At 50.1% G+C, this 18,056-nt stretch carries 15 protein-coding genes and 2 pseudogenes; 1 reads left to right on the top strand and 16 read right to left on the bottom strand.

Annotated elements, in window-relative coordinates; all coding sequences use genetic code 11:
• Positions 1–69: 69 nt before the first annotated feature.
• From AC0YNS_RS03985 to AC0YNS_RS03960, 6 genes and pseudogenes are all read right to left on the bottom strand, one after another.
• The gene (locus tag AC0YNS_RS03985; protein WP_475779714.1) at positions 70–753 is read right to left on the bottom strand and encodes an ABC transporter permease; all 684 of its coding nucleotides are present in this window, start codon (positions 751–753) and stop codon (positions 70–72) included.
• On the bottom strand, positions 722–1,672 hold the full coding sequence (locus tag AC0YNS_RS03980) for an ATP-binding cassette domain-containing protein (protein ID WP_475779713.1): 951 nt from the start codon (positions 1,670–1,672) through the stop codon (positions 722–724). The genes AC0YNS_RS03985 and AC0YNS_RS03980 overlap by 32 nt, the downstream gene beginning before the upstream one ends.
• Positions 1,673–1,688: 16 nt before the next feature.
• The gene (locus tag AC0YNS_RS03975) at positions 1,689–2,639 is read right to left on the bottom strand and encodes a sensor histidine kinase (RefSeq protein ID WP_475779712.1); all 951 of its coding nucleotides are present in this window, start codon (positions 2,637–2,639) and stop codon (positions 1,689–1,691) included.
• A complete protein-coding gene (locus AC0YNS_RS03970; protein ID WP_475779711.1) occupies positions 2,629–3,342 on the bottom strand; it encodes a response regulator transcription factor in 714 nt (237 codons plus the stop codon). The genes AC0YNS_RS03975 and AC0YNS_RS03970 overlap by 11 nt, the downstream gene beginning before the upstream one ends.
• Positions 3,343–3,418: 76 nt before the next feature.
• Positions 3,419–4,120, bottom strand: a pseudogene (locus tag AC0YNS_RS03965) (ABC transporter permease); the annotation flags it as partial.
• A 163-nt stretch (positions 4,121–4,283) separates the two neighbouring features.
• A pseudogene (locus tag AC0YNS_RS03960) lies at positions 4,284–4,919 on the bottom strand (ABC transporter ATP-binding protein); the annotation flags it as partial.
• Positions 4,920–5,100: 181 nt separating this feature from the next.
• Here AC0YNS_RS03960 and AC0YNS_RS03955 point away from each other — a divergent pair.
• The gene (locus AC0YNS_RS03955; RefSeq protein WP_475779710.1) at positions 5,101–5,775 is read left to right on the top strand and encodes a class I SAM-dependent methyltransferase; all 675 of its coding nucleotides are present in this window, start codon (positions 5,101–5,103) and stop codon (positions 5,773–5,775) included.
• Positions 5,776–5,832: 57 nt separating this feature from the next.
• On the opposite strand, the gene AC0YNS_RS03950 is transcribed toward AC0YNS_RS03955, so the two are convergent.
• The 10 genes from AC0YNS_RS03950 to AC0YNS_RS03905 form a co-directional block, all read right to left on the bottom strand.
• Positions 5,833–7,170 carry a hypothetical protein gene (locus tag AC0YNS_RS03950; protein WP_475779709.1) on the bottom strand — a complete coding sequence of 446 codons (1,338 nt, stop codon included), beginning with the start codon at positions 7,168–7,170 and terminating at the stop codon, positions 5,833–5,835.
• Between the two features lie 14 nt (positions 7,171–7,184).
• Entirely contained in the window at positions 7,185–7,892 is a 708-nt protein-coding gene (locus AC0YNS_RS03945; RefSeq protein WP_475779708.1) for a glycosyltransferase family 2 protein, read from the bottom strand.
• 19 nt (positions 7,893–7,911) lie between these two features.
• Positions 7,912–8,994 (bottom strand): glycosyltransferase, encoded by a 1,083-nt coding sequence (locus tag AC0YNS_RS03940; protein WP_475779707.1) that lies wholly within the window; start codon positions 8,992–8,994, stop codon positions 7,912–7,914.
• A 165-nt stretch (positions 8,995–9,159) separates the two neighbouring features.
• Positions 9,160–10,011, bottom strand: a complete 852-nt coding sequence (locus AC0YNS_RS03935) for a GNAT family N-acetyltransferase (protein WP_475779706.1) — start codon at positions 10,009–10,011, stop codon at positions 9,160–9,162.
• 234 nt (positions 10,012–10,245) lie between these two features.
• Complete coding sequence (locus AC0YNS_RS03930) at positions 10,246–12,033, bottom strand: AAA family ATPase (protein WP_475779705.1); 1,788 nt, start codon at positions 12,031–12,033, stop codon at positions 10,246–10,248.
• A gap of 262 nt (positions 12,034–12,295) precedes the next feature.
• A complete protein-coding gene (locus tag AC0YNS_RS03925) occupies positions 12,296–13,108 on the bottom strand; it encodes an AAC(3) family N-acetyltransferase (protein WP_475779704.1) in 813 nt (270 codons plus the stop codon).
• A complete protein-coding gene (locus AC0YNS_RS03920; RefSeq protein WP_475779703.1) occupies positions 13,098–13,994 on the bottom strand; it encodes a proline iminopeptidase-family hydrolase in 897 nt (298 codons plus the stop codon). Before AC0YNS_RS03920 ends, AC0YNS_RS03925 begins: the two co-directional genes overlap by 11 nt.
• Positions 13,995–14,074: 80 nt before the next feature.
• Complete coding sequence (locus AC0YNS_RS03915; protein ID WP_475779702.1) at positions 14,075–14,632, bottom strand: QcrA and Rieske domain-containing protein; 558 nt, start codon at positions 14,630–14,632, stop codon at positions 14,075–14,077.
• A gap of 137 nt (positions 14,633–14,769) precedes the next feature.
• Positions 14,770–16,056 (bottom strand): alpha-L-fucosidase, encoded by a 1,287-nt coding sequence (locus tag AC0YNS_RS03910; protein WP_475779701.1) that lies wholly within the window; start codon positions 16,054–16,056, stop codon positions 14,770–14,772.
• Between the two features lie 17 nt (positions 16,057–16,073).
• Positions 16,074–18,053 carry a right-handed parallel beta-helix repeat-containing protein gene (locus tag AC0YNS_RS03905; RefSeq protein WP_475779700.1) on the bottom strand — a complete coding sequence of 660 codons (1,980 nt, stop codon included), beginning with the start codon at positions 18,051–18,053 and terminating at the stop codon, positions 16,074–16,076.
• Positions 18,054–18,056: the final 3 nt, after the last annotated feature.

Raw genomic sequence — 18,056 nt, 5'->3', positions numbered from 1 at the left:
GACTCGCTCATGTAATCGATGGATCACAAGGCGAGCGATACTCTCCGGCTTATTTGATTACCCTACTCCCTATAACTCTCCGCTCCGCCTTACCCCCAAATAAGCCATGAATGAACCGAAACCAACGCTGACCAAAGCCAGTATCGACATGGACTGCAGGCTCTGATACAGGACATCGTTATTCATAACGACCATCCCCGAATTGGAGATGATAAACGAACTGATGATCAGCGCCGGCATCGTCTTGCGAAGCATACCGAAGAAGAGCGGAACGAGGGACAACCCGGCAGCGATAACCGCAATAATGATGATTCGCACTGCTTCCTCCCAGAGCCGATCTCTCGTTAACGGCTCGGTAATATAGTGATAATGGGAATTGGCAACCAACAGCGCACCTGAAACCACAAGATGTCCGATAATGACCGTCAGAAAAGTCCAGACGCCGATAATAATCAATTTAGCCACGAAGACCATGTTGCGTGACACCGGATATACGAACAGAATCGTCACCGTTTTGTTGCGATATTCATCAATGACCATTCTCGACATCAACACGGATGCGAAGATTACAAACGTAATGCCCACGTAATTCATAATGCTTTGAAAAGCGCGATCATACGAATCGACATCATTATTAGGGATATCGCTGCCTACCACCCAAAGCACCAGCATCAGAATCGTAACCACGGCAGAGAGCAGCAGTCCGCGCCATCGCGTCTTCTTAAGCTCCAGCTTGATCAGCTTCCATAACATGCCCGCTGCCTCCTTCGATCAATCCGAGGAAATACTCTTCCAGCGAACGCGACTTCTTGTTCAGCGACTCAACGCCGATGTCGTGCTGTACCAACAGTCGATTCAGCTCCACAGGTGTTACGCCGGAGTCATAGATGCGAATTGCCCCCTGCCCCATCACTTTATAGTTGGCGATGGACAGCTTGTCTTCCAGAACAAGCACCGCCTGCTTGCTGTCCGTGACCGTTACTTCCACGTATTCATTCTGCCTTTCTCTTACCCGCTCCATGGACACTTCTTCGATCAGCCGCCCATGATTGATTACGCCAATCGTATCCGCCAACTGCTCGATTTCCTGCAAAATATGACTGGAGATCAACAGCGTCATCCCATACTCCTTGCTGAGCATCCGAAACAGATCCCGCAGCTCCCTGATTCCTGACGGGTCCATGCCATTAACCGGCTCATCGAGGATGAGCAGCTCCGGTTTCGTGCATATCGCACGGGCAATCCCAAGTCGCTGTTTCATGCCAAGCGAGAAATGGTTGACCGGCTTTCTCCGATCAACATCGGATAACCCGGTCAGCTCCAGCGCGTTTACGATCGCAGCTTTGTCATAATAGCCCATGTACTCGCAGTGCAGCTCCAGATTGGCATGTGCAGACAGGTGGTCATAGAAGATGGGATATTCAATAATGCTGCCCATCCGTTTCATCCATTCATAGGACCCCGGTGTTTGCTTCTCGCCAAACAGCTCGATTTCGCCGCTTGTCGCCTGCACAAGTCCTGTCACCATACGCATGACGGTTGTTTTGCCGGCTCCGTTCGGTCCGAGAAATCCATAGATTTCCCCTTGCCGCACGCTCATGTTTACGCCTGAGATGACTTCTTTCTTCTTATAGGTCTTTGATAGCTGCTTCGTTTGCATGATTATGCTCATGCGTGTTTCCCCCTCCTTAGAAACGGACTTTCATGAATCGAATCGTGAAAACCGTCCTCTCATTCGGCACACTCTTAAGCGAAATTTCCGCTTCCATCAGCTCCGCAAGCCGTTTCGAAATCGTTAAACCGAGACCGCTTCCTTGGTGCGATTGATTTCTGGAATCCGACAACGTATACAGCCGGTCGAATACACTCGCTTGATCCTGCTGCCGAATTCCTTTCCCGCGATCCCATACCTCAATAAGCACATGATCTCCTTGCTCAACGATCGCAATTCCGACAATTCCGCCATCATGACCGTACCTTATGGCATTAGATAAGAGATTATGTAATACACGTCCAATCGCGTCTTCATTCCCATAGACATAAATCGGCTCCTCCGGAATATCAGCCTCCACTTGCAATCCCTGTGACTCAATTTCCTCATAATAGAACAGGATGCTGCTGCGACAGGAGCTGCTTAGGTTGATTTTGGACAACGGAACGGGTCGATCACCGGATTCCAGCCTAGCCAGATCGAAGAACTGATTCGTCAGATTGATGATATCGAGCGTTTTCTCATGAACCTTAAGGGAGAGTCTGCGTTGTTCGCCGGGATCATCCGCCGATGTCCCCCGCGCCATCGTCTCTGTCAATCCAAGTACGACCGTCAGCGGTGTCTTCAAATCATGCGACATGTTGGCGATCATTTTCTTCAGCGCATTCTCCATCCGGATGTAATCTGACTTTGTTTTCCGATTGGCATCAAGTAGTCGATTTACAGCAATAAGCAGCTCTTGAACCTGCCTGGCCTCCGTATGCCGAAGCACCTTCTCCGTGGAATCCTGATCGATAATGGCATTTAGTTTGTGCTGCACATAACGAAGATCATGAGTGAGAGCCCTTCCACGCTTGAGCAGCATAAGAACGAGCACAAGCAGAGCCAGCACAAGTCCGGCTAGAACGAGCACAAGATCAAGCATCATGCTGGAACTCCCCCATTTTGTAGCCGATCCCCCATACCGTCTTAATGTATTTCGGACTGGCGGGCTCGTCCTCGATCTTGTCCCGAAGGCGTGATATATGAACCTGGATCGCATTTACGTCGTTCAAATAATCATCATTCCACACCGCACGATAAATTTGTTCTTTCGAAAACGCACGTTTCGGATACGTCATCAACAGCTTCAGAATGAGCAGCTCTTTGGCCGTTAGATTAATGGGATGATCGCGTTTCATCACCAGATGCTCTTCGGTATGCAGCGTCAGCTCATGAACGCGAAGCACCTGCTGCTGTGCGGTAACCGATGCTGTACCTGCATATTGCGATGCTCTTCTCAGCGCCGCTTTCACCCTGGCAGTAAGTTCAATAAGCGAGAACGGCTTGGCCAAATAATCATCCGCTCCAAACCCGAGCCCGAGCGCCTTATCCACATCGCTGTCTTTGGCAGAGAGAATCAAGACCGGTACGGTGCTGCTTCCCCTCACGTGACGCAGTACTTCCATGCCATCGACGCCTGGCAGCATCAGATCAAGCAGGATGAGCTGATACGTTTCGTTAGTCAGCAGCCGAATTGCTTCTTCCCCATCTGCCGCATGGCGGATGACAAAGCCTTCCTTGGACAAATGCCGCTGAACCATATCTGCTATCGCGTAATCATCCTCTATGAGTAAAAGTTGACTTTGCATGCTGCTACCACCTTGGCTATTAGTTGCTACCAGTATACCGTTTTCTGCCAATCCATGAACAGTCAGAGCTGAATCGTCAGTTCGCGACATCCCGCTTCGCAAATACGCCCCATGCGAAAATACCGAATAAGGCCGTATAACCTGCCAGAATGAGCAGCGAGAAGATCAACGTCATATCGCTGAGGAACGGTCTACCCGCCGTATACGAATATAAATCCAGATTGGCAAACAGCAGATATTTGGTCCAGCCGAATGATTTCAGCATATAGGCAAGCTGCCGTCCGCTCAGCAGGAAGAAGATCGATACTCCGATCGCGACTGCGCTTGAGCGAAGAACGGATGAGATCATGAAAGCGAATGTCGCCATAACCACAAGCTCAACTCCGCCATAGGCTGCTGCTTTCAACAAGTTACCCAGAACACCTTCTGCAGGATCACCAGCTCCGAAACCGAACAATAAACCGCCGGTGATCAAAGCTGTAACCAACATGACTAGTGCGAGCGATAGTCCGAACAAGAGCATCGCTGCGTATTTGGCCAGTAAGATTTGCGAACGACTATAAGGTCGAATGAGCAGCAGCTTGATGGTACCGCCGGAGAATTCAGACGCGACGATGCCTGCCCCAACAATAATCGTACACAAGGTCACAATATCCATGAGGTTCGGAATCGCGGTTAAGACCAGATCGAGAAACTCCCATGCATCCTTTACTTGAATCTCCTGCTCGCTTGAATAGAAACAAAGCAGTCCCGCAGCAATTGCCATCACAGGAACGAGCAGAACCATGATCTTGGTCCCCATCCGCGTATAAAGCTTATGCAGTTCGTTAACGAGCAGTTTGCGTACTACTTGTTGCATGATTTTCGCCCTCCGTCAGCTGCATGTATTTCTCTTCTAAAGTTTGTGAATGGGTCAGATCCTCCAGCGCAAAGGTCGCGTGCAGTCGGCCATCCACCATGACGCCGAATCGATCACACAGCTGCTCCATCTCAGCGAGCAAATGTGACGAAACCATAACCGCGATGCCCTCTTCATGAGCAAGCTTACGAACGAGTCGCCTCATCTCGCGGATCCCTGCGGGATCAAGGCCGTTGGTCGGTTCATCGAGTATGAGTACGGCCGGCTTGTGCAGCAGCGCTTGCGCGATGCCTAGTCGTTGGCGCATGCCCAGCGAATAGGTTTTCACTTTGTCTTGGATGCGAGAAGGGAGTCCCACCAGTGCGACAACCTCCTCGATCCGTCTCAGCGTAATCCCATCGCCCATGCGGGCATATTGCATCAAATTCTGCAATCCTGTGAGATGCTTATACAGCTCAGGGTTCTCCACGATTGCGCCGACATGCCGAATCGCTTCCTTAAACTGACTTCGAATGCTGCTCCCGCCAATTCGGACATCGCCATCGCTCATGGCTATTAAGCCAACCATCATGCGAATCGTTGTCGTTTTGCCCGCTCCGTTAGGTCCGAGTAAACCAAACACTTCGCCGCGGTTTAGCTGAAAGTTAAGATGATGCACGATCGTTTTTCCGCGTATTTGCTTCGTTAGATTATGGACCTCAACAATAGGTTCGTTCATCGTGCAACCCCTCCATCACTCATTCATTGCTCTAATCGTAATGGAGAAACCATACCTGACCCTTTCCCAAATGTTACGAAAGTCTTTCGAAATGCTCCGCAAACGGCTGTACACAAACGAACCTATCACTCATACACTATCAGCAATATCAGAATGATCGTCCGAGAAGGAGTGTGAACGCTTGAAGCATCTGCCTCCGTCTGACCTCACATCCAGGTTCATACTGGAGAGTGATCCTTATGCCAGCGAAATCGTCTTCCCGCTTCCGAGCTCCTGGTGGAGCCGACCTTATGAATATCGGTGGTGCTCTGCTTTTGCCGAAGCCGATGACATTGTACTGGATGCCGCTTGCGGCATTTCACACCCCTTTAAGTTTTACTTGGCACGGCATTGCAAACAAACCTATGCCTGCGATTGGGATCCGCTTATAACCTCCTTTGACAACATCGTAGAAGGAGTCCGCACAGATATCGGCGATGAGGCAGCTAAGTTAATCGACTCGCAATTCCGCTCAAGAATCCATCTTCAGCAAGCAAACCTGACTGAGCTTCCATACAGTGACCGCTTCTTTGACAGAATATTTTGCATCTCTGTGATGGAGCATTTAAGCCCATCAGACGCACTTCTTGCCATGCATGAATTTCATCGCACACTGAAAGATGACGGCGCAGTCGTAATTACACTGGATTACCCGACCGTCGATTTTGCATTCTTTCAAATGATCATGATGCTAACAGGTTTTGAATTTGTTGGCTCCATTGATACGACATTGCCGGCAAATGTCCTATACACCGAGCAATGGGGCGGCCTGAGTTGTTTCCGCGTGTTGCTGAAGAAGCGAAGAACATCTGAATAACAGAAGGCGACGCTTACCGCCATATACGCGGTGAACGTCGCCTTAATCGTTGCCATTCTAACTCTTCAACACCTCTGTAAAGTAAGCTTTATTGTACAGGATAGCAGGATGATCCGGATGATAGGAATAAGCAATTTCATTGTGTCGGTTTCCAGCCTCTAGCAACCCCAGACGGTCATAGCATAAACTAAGCTGCAAATGAGGGAGCCATGTGCAATACGTGTTCCATAGTTCAAGCGGCATATCTTTGTCGCTCATGTTCGCGGCAGCCGTGTAAGCCTCGATCGCTTGCTGCCATTCCTTCCGTTCCACATGTACGGCTCCGAGCTGGCAATAACAGTCTGGCTGCGGAAGTCCTCCTAATTCAAGCGCACGGCGCAGCGTCTTAACTTGATTATCGGTTTCCCCTAATTTCTCCCAGCAAGCTGCAAGGCTCTTGGCCGCGCCGAGCATCTGCTCGGGTAATCCGAGCTTCTCATCCAAATAAGCCTCATATTGCACGCAAGCCAGATCATAACATTCTTGCTGCTGCAGCCAATGCGCATTCCCTAATCGGTCGCGCATCGTTCGATACCCATTTGCCGCAAAAGCTTCCAATCCAGTCAAATTCGCCTCTCGATAGATGTGATACGCCGGATAATGAGTATCTACATACAAAGGAAAGCCCATGGCTGCTGCCCGAATACAGAAATGTCGATCTTCGCCCCAGAAATTCAGATTAGGTATTTTGGCAAATCGAAGCCCCGCGCTAAGAGCATGCCGACTGATCAACGTGCATGCGCCCAAACCACCTACCTCATATACACCAGGTACCCAAAGTCGCTCTATAAACTGCTGCGTGCGGGCCGTAATTTCGGTTGGCAGCAAATGTTCCTCTCGCTTCTTATCGTATAGGATGTATTCATCCGACAACCACACCTGAGGAAGCTCCATCCCGCTTCGATCCCACTTCGTCCAGAAGACATTGGAGATCACATCCCGCTGTGCCAGGACAAGCTGTTCCAACGTGCCGGGATGCAGGACGAGATCGGAATCGATCAGGAAGATGTAATCGAACTGTTGCTCGATCGCCTTTCGGATCATATAGTCCTTCATGTCTGCGACCTTCCAAATCAAATCTTCTTTCCAATAATGGGTATTCTCGTCCTTATGATAGAAATGAACTCGGGCGTCCGGGAAAGTGAGATTCGAGTAACGCAGAAGCTCGGTGTTCCCTGCCGTCTGTTGAAACTGCTGCAAGAGGAGGCCGGAGGCCGGATCCTGGTTATCGTCGATAAACAAATACGAAACGATGAGTTCGCTCTTCGCAAGTGTCATCAACGATTCCAAGAAGGGTTCCAAGATAATCCTGACCTGATTGACGGGACTTGCGATCAGCACGCGCTTCTTGCTCAACAAAGTCACTCTCCTTAATCCGTCCATTCCTTAAGCGGAGGTGCCTGGTCGAGAATGGAATCATATTGCTCTCTCCACCCATAACGGGCATCGGGATCAAGCTGCATATATCTATTGTATTTGTTTTGTCGATCTTCCGGAGTCGCCCAGCCGTAATGCTTCAACCTCGCTTCGTGGATGCAGAAAGGAAATTCGAGTACATTGAGAGGGAAGCGGCCACAGTGCTGCGGTGTTTCCTTCCATCTGTAATCGATGTCCGGCCGATATCGAACCAGGAACGGACGATAGAAGAGGTGAGCCTGCCAGTAGCTGTCTTCCCTGTAATGAGTTTCACTCCACATATCGTATAAGCGGAACCCAAACGTATCGACCACATGCTGATTCACCATGGCCGGCACATAATCACGCATATTCGTTTCGAAGATTTCATCGGCGTCCAGATTAAGAATCCACTCTGGATTCGTAGCCACCGTTTCTTGCCATTGCTGTTTGCGAAGCTCGATCTCGTTGCTAAACTCCGAACGTTGGTTGCTCACAATTCTGAGCGGTAAGCCCGCCAGCATTTCCATACAAATCGCAACGGTCTCATCGTCGCTGCAGTCATCGATAATGACGGCTGCATCTATAAACTCACGATGCTGCAAGAGCGCTCTGCGAAGATAACGTCCTGCTTCGTTTCGCACAACCATAGAGAGTGTTATCCTCCCCAGTCTATCTGTCATTTGCCACTACCTCCTTCGCTTAAGACGTCCCGCCGAGCTTGCGAACATCCTTAAAATAATCGCGATTATACAATAAACTCGGATGTGACGGATTGTAACGCAGCGCAGTCTCATTATGAGCAAATGCAGCCTCATACTGCCCTAGCCTGTCATAACACAAACAGAGCTGCAGATGCGGGAACCAAGTCGAGGTTGCGTTGTTCACCATTCCCATCGTCGCGGGCTGAGTGACTTCCGTTGCTTGGCGATACCAGAAGATCGCGGTTTCGTATTGTTTCTCCTCGAGAAAATAAGCTCCAAGTGCACAGGACACATCGGGTCGTGGACGTTCGTATAGGAGCGCGCGAGTGAGGGAATGGAACTGCAATTCCTTGTTTGCCAGTCGTTGATAACATTCCGACATCTTGAGGCATGCCTGGATGTTGTCTTCTATCCATCCTTGGCCGGAACTTAGCATCTTGTCATAATAAACGACGGCCTCTGCATCCATGCGATGGTCACGAAGCTCATTGGCATAGTAATACAAGTCTCGAATGGAGAATTCCTCGCCGGCCTTCTGACGCTTCTGATAGATTTGCAGATTCCGATCGGTGTATGTTTTCTCTTTCTTATGCGTGATACAAACATCACTATCCAGTACCGGCCCCCAAGCATTCAAATACTCATGAACAGGTCCAATCCACTGAAATTGGCATTCCCTTCGGACAAGTCGATTGCGCCTTAAACTGGACGTTACGTTGCCTGCATGATCAAATCCAAGATTGTAGGGCATCGTCACTCTGTCAACAGCGGTCGTTAGTGCTTGCTTCAGAAGCTTAAAGCGGATCCGATCTTCTTCTTCGATGGTGTCATCGGCATCCAGCCATAATATATAATCCTTCGTTGCTGTCTGAAAGGCGAAGTTGCGCGCAGCAGCGAAGTCATCTATCCAACCAAAATCATAAAAATTGTCCGTATACTTCCGTGCAATTTGTTTCGTACGGTCAATGGATCCGGTATCAATGATGTTAATCTCATCGACAATATCATGAATGGTTAATAGGCATCGTTCCAATGCCAACTCTTCGTCACGCACGATCATGCAAAGGCTTATCGTAACCATATGTCCGCGCTGCTTCCCCCTTTAATCAGCCAAGGTAGCTTCTTCAATCCTTTCTTATATCTATGCTTCTCTCCCGGCAGTTGCAAGGGCGATCGTATGGACATATTAAAAGACACCTCGACCATCCTTTACTAGGATCGAGATGCCTTATTGCAAACCATATATTTAGTTCGGACTGAATCCGATATCCGAAATTTGGCCGTTTGGCATGAAGCCGATGTTTCGATATACCTTGTTAGCGCTGGGATTACGTAAATCGGCATACAGCATCGGAGTTAAATTCTCCTGTAATAACTGCTCGGTGACGGCAGCAACAACCGCACTTGCGTAACCTTTCTTCCGCAGCCGCAGCGGCGTGAATACAGCGTTAATACGACCGTGTCTCCGCGAACGATGAGCTATATTAGCCATAGAAACCGCTTCACCATCAACGCGCCACAAATACAGCTTGCGCGAAGCAACCAACCCCCGAGCTGACTCCAGCTGGCTCTCCGGATCGACTGTTCTTCCGTGTGCGTCCTCCGAGAATCCGGCCAGATATTGCGCAATCACTTCAACATCTTGCAGCGTCGCGACACTCGCATCCCCTCTCACATTCGAGGGCTTGTTCACCTGAGGACAATGATAAGCCTCCATCGTCATTTGAGTCGAGTGACGCAAGTTGTTCGCCCTTGAATATTCCACGGCAAAAGGATACGCCGTCTGCGGAGCACCGGATATGCCTGGCAGCGAATGGCCATCCAGATGATTAACCAGCTCTTGAAGCATCCGCTTCTCCTCATCCCCTGCCAGCGACCTTGCCATCCATAACCAACCGTTCTGTCCCGGCGATTGCGCAAACAGCAGCTGACCATTATCGGATCGAATACATATGGAATCTTTTATCTCTGTAATCCGATGAAGCAGATTGTACCGGACTTCATCGTGAATAAGATGAAGCAGATTGTACCGGACTTCATCGTGAATAAACGGTATTGTCTCTAAATCGTTATGATGTTGACCCCATCGCACAAACATGTTTGACCTCCTTGACGAGATTAATGTTGCGGTATTGCGCGCAGCTTCCTATCTGTCAGAACACCGAACTTCCTGTTTGCTTCACCTACTATTTACATTCGTGCTTGAATCTGGATTTTCCTTTGTCGTTTTCGCTTCTCTTTCCTGACAACACAACACCAAACAAGCAACAGCTGCTTCTGAGCAGCTGTTGCTTGTTTGGGTTCTCGCGATTTCGTCACAACTACGTAACACTTAAGACTCTTCCGGTTTCTCCGTATCGTCGTCCTCGTCTGTAGCTTCCTTCTCTTCTTGGGCCAATTCGTCTTCGTCTTCGGATTCCACAGGTGCCTCTACTTCTTTATTCTTAGACGGCTGGTCGAATATGATCGTCCGAATAGTTGAAGGATCCGGTCTGTCCTGATCGTATAGACGGATATAGATTTGCTCGATCTCCTCGCCGGTCAGATCTTCTTGACTCAGCAGCTGCTCCGCGATTGCATGCACAAAATCAGTATGGTCCGATACGAGCTTCTTCACCTGATTCATCATATCCTTGAGCAGCTCGTTGATTTTCGGTCGCAGGGATCTAAGCGCATCCGCTTGCGAACCGACAGCCAGGAAGCTGAACAACTCATCGCCCATACCAACCGCTCCGAGATAGGCACCTGCCATATTCGTAGCCTGCTGCAAATCGGAAGTGACGCCATTTAGCTTCTTGCCTAAGAACAGCTCTTCAACCGCCCTGGCAGCCAAACAGACTTGAATACTCGCCAAGATTTCACTGTCGCTTCGATTATACCGCTCGTGCGTCGGCTTGGTGGCAGCAAGACCGAGCGCATTGCCGCGCCGAACGATCGTTACTTTCCATACCCGATCATGCGGCTTCAACAAATACTGGGCAACCGCATGACCCGCCTCATGGTAAGCCACGTTTCGTTTCTCATCGGGACGCATGGATCGCAGCGGCTGTTTAAGTCCCCACTCATACGTCTCCATGGCAACGCGGAAATCCGGATATTCGGCGACAAAGACACCGCGCTGATGAGCGATGACGACAGCTTCATTGACGATATGCTTAATTTGAGCCGGGCTGTAACCGATCGTATCCAATGCGGCCTTCTCCGGCGTCAGGGAGGAATCATGCTTTACTTTCTTGAGATAGTATTGGAAGACGTCCACACGGCCGTCATAATCCGGCGTATCGATCCATAGCTGTCTGTCGAACCGCCCCGGCCTCAGCAGTGCGGAGTCGAGCACATCCGGCAAGTTCGTCGCGGCGACCGTAAGCACGGCAGGTCGATCCGCTTTCTTGCGGCGCAGCCCGAGCATACGCATCATCTTCGCAATTCTCGTATTATCGATATTCGGCGGATCCATCTGAAGGAGCAGCTCATTAAGCAGGCCTGAACCGCCGCCCATCCCCATCATCCCGCCCATTGCACCTGCGCCACCTTGGCGTTTCATACCGATGGCGTCAATTTCGTCGATGAAGATAATACAGGCGCCGTACATTTTGGCAAGCTTCCTAGCCTTCTTGTAAATGCGCATGACTTTGAGGTTACCGACCCCAAAGAACATATTCTGGAAGCTCGGCGCTGACGCGTAGGCGAAGGGAACCTGAGCTTCATTCGCAATAACTTGTGCCAAGTAGGATTTACCTGTACCCGGAGGCCCGCATAGCAAGAATCCCCGGATCGCCTCTCCTCCCATCTCCTTGAACTCTTTAACCCCTTTGAGCAGGATTACAATCCGCTTTGCATTCTCTACGATTTCGGGATTCCCCCTGTAATCATCCCAGGTGGCACCGGTCTCACCGGGCAGAATCCAATACGTTCGCCCCCTCGCGAGAAACCAGAACAGTGCTGCGAATTGAATAATCATGAACATCATGGCAAATAACAGCTGGAATAGGAGACTGACTATGCTCAGTGTAATCCCCCATACTTGGGGCCCTCCTGACCACACCAACACGCCAATGATGACGATGACGGTGAGCCTTATGAGGAATTTGCGCCACTTGATCCACTGATAACTCCTCATGGCTACACTTCCTTTTCACACGAAATGTGCTCGCTCGTATTTATTGCGATACTCATTTTTACTTAGTAATATTTGAAAATATGCGTGGGATCGAGAGAAGAAAGTCCCTTGCAAGCATCTGTAATATAAATGAAATACTAGAAAACCTCACATCTCCAAATAGAACGGGAACGCTAAAATAAGCTAATATTGACATATATACAAAACCCCCTATCCGCTTATGGATAGGGGGTTTATGCGGTTCGTATCCTCGTAGACTTGGCTACTGTTTCCGGAAGCTAACAAGCCAGTGTATACCGAAATCAACAAGCTCGCGCTGCGACATCAGTTTCACCTCAGCTTCTCCCAGGAGAGCCGACTTCATAGAGAGGCCGGCATGTGCTTCGAACGCTGCGCCTAGCTCAGTGAAGTCATCCGAATTGACGTTAATATCCCGGAATGTCACCCATTCTCTGGTGCCTTCCACTTGAATCGGTGCTCCTTGCGTAATTTCGCTCTTGCCCGGATAGCTTGACCGGTACTCGCTTAAATGAAGCGAAGTATTATTGCCATGGCCTACCCCAAGCAGCAGCACGAATGCTTCGCATGCATAGAGTTTGCCAAGCGGAGAGTGTTCGCCAAGGCCGAATTCGAGCGAATGTCCTTCCGTAATAAACGCTGCCTTCGGCCCTCGCGCGGCGAAAGAAACTTGCGGATGCCGGCTGCGGAGCGTTCCATTCTGTTTGCGGAAGCATTCTGCCAGCTGGCCCATCCCGCTTGTTACCGTAAGATCCGGCGAGAATGCAGGCATTTCATTCCTTATGATAGGCCACCAATCCTGCGGTACCGGGGGATTGGCCCATAACGCAGGATCGGATAAATCACTGCTATGCGTCGGCATAACCAGCGTACCTTCTTCGCCGATGGCATCCTCTAATCCCAGTAAGACAGCTTCAGCGCCGCCGACAATCCAGCGGTTAAATGATTTCAGCGAGGAGTGAAGGAGTAACGTCATTCCCGGTTGTACGCCTAATTGTCTCATCGCTGCAGCGATGGACGTCCGAGTCAGCGGAAGCTCCGATTCATTAATGACCATGACTACCTTCTTCTTCTTCTACATCGCGAATAAATTGACGAACCACTTGCAAGTAGGCATCCGTTTCTTCCAAATAGCCCATATGCGAGCTTTCCTCGAATACATGCAGCTTCGCTCCCGGGACGAGAGAATGATAATACTGCGTTGCCTCCGGAGTCGCTTCATCGTATCGGCCGCAAAGGAACAATGTCGGCGCATTGATTTCATGCAGCTGTGCCGTGACATCGTAGGTCTTCAAGCTGCCGGTCGGACAAAATTCGGATGGTCCCCACATGGACAGATAGACTTCTTTGTTCCCTTTCGGTCTGCTCTCCGCCATAATGTCCGGCCAAGGATCAAGTCTGCATACATGCCGATTGTAATAGGCTTTAATGGCTTCCCCATAGGCTTCGGAATCCGTTGTCCCTTCCGCCTCATGCGCTTCAATAGCTTGCCGCATTTCTTCCGGCAGCTGTGCAAGCAAACGGTCCGCATCTTGTTTCCAACGAAGCGCGCTCAAGCAAGGGCTGGACAATATCAAGCTTCGGATTCCTGTCGGTCTCCGCTCTATACAATAAGAGGATGCCAGCATCGTACCCCAGGAATGCCCAAGTACATGCACATCATCCAGATGGAGCGCTTCGCGAATGCAAGCAAGCTCTTCTACGAACCGATCGGTATGCCATAATGACGGGTCCTCAGGATGATCCGAATTACCGGAGCCCAGCTGATCATAGAAAATAACCGGACGCTCATCCGCTAACGCACTTAACGCCGATTTTAAGGGATCATGTACATTTCCGGGCCCGCCATGGAGCACTAAGAGCGGTGTTTTACCCGTATTGCCTACTTGCACATACCAGACTTTCCCACCGGGTACTTCAATATATCCTTCTTTCGTGATCACAATGATTTCCTCCTACATCTCACATCTATTAGATCCTACCTGATTGAAGAGGAATTCTGCAACACTGCAACTACATGATATTAAGTCCGCTGAGCGTCTTGCTGCACAATCGGTTTCATAATATCCATATATACGTTGCCGCCGGAGAGGATCGGTTCATATAAATCAAGGCCTCTTGTTACGGCAAAGGTAGCATTTCCGAATCGATCGAATTGTGCACCATGACAGGGACAATTAAAGTACGTCGATTTGTCCTTCGCCGCATTGATCTGCGCAGCTGTAGCCGGCTCAATCGTACACCCGAGATGCGAGCAGGCAGGCGACATGATCCGCAGCATGCCTTGATCATCAATTGCAACATAGACAACTCCGTTCACCGGCTTGGAGTTCCAAGCATCGTCGTAGATGGCGCTGTAATTGATTTTCACCACGTCATTTAATGACATTAACCAATTATGATCACCGAGCAGCGCATAGCTCTGCGGCAAACCTTCATTACCATTCCCACGGTGCTTAATCGCTCCGTAATAGAACAAGCCGCTCGTTCCTGCCAGTGCGCCAACGACTCCAATGGCAAGCTTGCCTGTAGTGCCGATAAATGCTCTGCGCGATATTTGATTAGGTCTGATCTCGTCCATAACAATCACCTCCACTTCTTCCATAATACCCCACACATCTATGAAAAAGAAGAACAGGATTACGATGTAAGTATCGGCCCCTATTGCTCGAACCGATTCTCAAACGCTAATCCTGTTCCATGGAATGATTAATGCAATTAATTATCTAAGACGTTCTCCCATAATTCCAGCTCTACGACCGTATTCACTTCGTCCGGGAGCGAGGCACCGGTGAAGCTAATGAATGCATCATGCGGATATTCCCAAGCATTCCAAGGCGTTTCTACTTTGATCTCCGTGCCGTCTGCGAGCAGGCGTGCGCGCTTGATTTTGCCATTCAAGCCACGGAAGTTAATCGGTCCCATGCCACGATCATAAATATGCGCATACAGGTAGTTGCCATTCTGCGTATAGCGGCCCCATTCGGGCTTCTCCAGCTTGGCAGGCCCGCAGCCATACAGGCTGGCGCCGTTGTCATCCATCCATTGGCCGACTTCGGCCAGAATTTCTAGGGATTGCCGCGGAATTTCGCCTTTGGCATTCGGACCGACATTAAGCAGCAGGTTGCCGCCTTTACTTACGCATTCGACCAGCCCGCGAATGACGGTCTTAGGCGATTTGTAGTTGTTGTCCCCCGCGCAATACCCCCAGTGATCATTCAACGTAATGCACGCTTCCCAAGGCAGCGGTTCGCCGGCTTCATTCACGACGCCTTCCGGCGGGAGCAGCTGTTCCGGACTCATAAAATCGCCTGCATACACTTCAGGTTCGGCCGATTTCTTATCGCCGCCAAGCCGATTATCGATTACGATGTCCGGCTGCAGGCTGCGCATCATCCGCACGAGCTCTGTAGCTTTCCATTTCTCGCCGGTCATGTCATCGTAGGAGAAGTCGAACCACATCACATCAATCGTCCCGTAATTCGTAAGCAATTCCTTCACTTGTCCGTGCATGTATGTCAGATAACGGTCGAATTCAATCCGATGATTCCGATAGTCTTCGTGATCGCGCATCGGATGAATTTTGTCCCCAAAGTGCGGATAATCTTCATGATGCCAATCGATAATGGAATAATAGAGCCCTACGCGCAGCCCCTCTTCACGGAATGCTTCAATATATTCGCGGATCAGATCTCTGCCTGCCGGAGTATGGGCAGCTTTGTATTCTGTCAGCTTACTGTCGAACAAGCAGAAGCCGTCATGGTGCTTTGCCGTCATAACCGCGTACTTCATCCCTGCTGCTTTTGCAGCTTTGGCCCATGCTTTCGGATTATATTTAACTGGGTTAAATTCTTCGAAGAACGGCTCGTAATCGGCTACAGACAGTTTCTCCAAACTGCGCACCCACTCGCCGCGCGCCGGAATCGCGTAGAGTCCCCAGTGGATAAACAGGCCGAAGCGATCGTCCATAAACCATTTCATATGTGGTGCCGCGTTGCTTGTCATTTCCATTCGTCCTCTCGTCATGATCTATGGTCAGCATTATTAAAATGATCAAATATCTCCGTAAATCGTCCATCACAGCCTACATGAACGAACGATAACGGCCGTATGCCGCGTGACCAAACCACAGAATCCGCATCGAACGAATACTCGCCAGCATCGGCTCCTGTTAACAAGGGGTCAGCAAACGCGTTACCTTCAATCTCCTTCAGCTCATGTTCATGGATCGCCTTATAATGAAAAAACCGCTTGAAACGTCTCGATTGATTCCGACTGAACAACATATTGTTCCGGAAGGAAACGATCCCATCCGACGTGGAGAACGTGCTCATATAGGGATGCGAGTCATATTCCTCCGAGATTAAACCTTCCGGATTCCCCTGCGGGGAATGAATTTCGATCGCGTCAGCCATGAGAATATTCCGTTCGAACCTTGTGCCGGACGAATTTAATACCGATACCACCTGCAGCCCTTGATCCATAAAAATATTGTTCTCGAAGCTGCAATCTCGCGTCATATGACTGAGCATAGGCACACCGAGATTAACGGCCAAATTGTCTTGCACGGAACAATTCGTACATTTCTCATCTAAGTAATAGGCATATCTACGAACCTTCTCCGAGGCGTTATACGCTGCAAAAACCGCATTTCCGCTAACTGTCACATGATCGCTGTACCAACAGATATATATGGCTGAGCCGTCTTTCATAAATTGCATCGTGTTATACAGCAAATTGCCGCTGATCACCGTATTCGGACTGCTGCTGGCGATCCCGCTATAAGGCGTATTGTAGATCTCGTTATGGACAAGGGTATGATTCGTTCCGTCGCTATTAACGGCGATTGAACTCTGATAAGTAAGCCCGATATCATGAATCCTTGATCGCTCCAGTCGAACCCCTTCACCTTTCCACTTGATGCCTCCCGCTCCGGTGTGATGAATGTGGCACTCGTTCAGGTGAATCTCTTTACCGCTAAGATTAAACGCCCATCCGCCTGTATTCCGCACGGTTACACGATCGAATACGATCTTCTGCACTTCTTCGCCGTGGATGGCGGCGCTCACGGAGAGCGCCCCAAAGCCTCCTGCCGATAACGGCGTTGCCGCACAAGCGAAGGTTAGTCCTTCCAAGCGAACATCTTGAGTTCCTGGTTCCAGATAGAGGATATGCTCCTTCGAAGGCACAATCAGCTGGATGCGATCCGCCTCCTCACCGGGCAGCGGCCAGTAGACTAGCTTCTCGTTCGATCGATCTAAGTACCATTGTCCCGGCTGCTTCAAGCCCTCGCGCACATTCCAAACCACATAGGTTCTTGCGTTGGCATTACGTTCGTAGAACGCACCCGGCGGATGACCCGGCGCAGCTAAGAACTGAATGTCAGTTTCATCGCCTTCGGACCGAATACTCGCAACACCGACAAGCGACTCATCCCATTCATGATAAATGGTCAGTTCTGCATTACGCGTATCGAGCCAGTCTGAGACATCCTCTCGTTTCACGCGCAATGACATCATTTCGTCCTCCCTCGGCGGTCGCTTCCAACCACCGGCGAAGGTCGACAGCCATTCTACTTTAAACTCGTTCAAATGACGGAATGCACCCTGCTCCGGCAGTCGCGAGCGCTGTCGGTAACTTCCATCCACTTCAATGAGGCGGAAATCCAACTCCCGATTATGCACGCCGGCAAGCGGTGTCGTGAGCCAATCTCCTTCCCGCTGCCAGGATGTCACCGGAGCACCGCCGAACAGAATCGGGCTCTCCTCCGGATAGGCGACAAGTTGAAGTCCCGCATCTTCGTTAGTAAGCGACAAGCTGACGTCGTAATAATGTCCGCCGCGAACGACAATGCGTTTTGCAGCAGCTGCTGTTGCTGCTTCATCGAACTTCTTTGCCCTAGTGCGATTCAGCGCTTCGCCAAGCGTAGCTACCGGCCGCGCCTCCGTACCGGGATTGGAGTCCAGCCCATTCGTTGCCACATAAATAGAGTCAATGGTCACTCC

It is taken from the genome of Paenibacillus sp. J22FR21 (assembly GCF_056269135.1).
The sequence above is the reverse complement of the archived record's forward strand: the minus strand, read 5'-3'. Positions and strand labels throughout refer to the sequence as shown.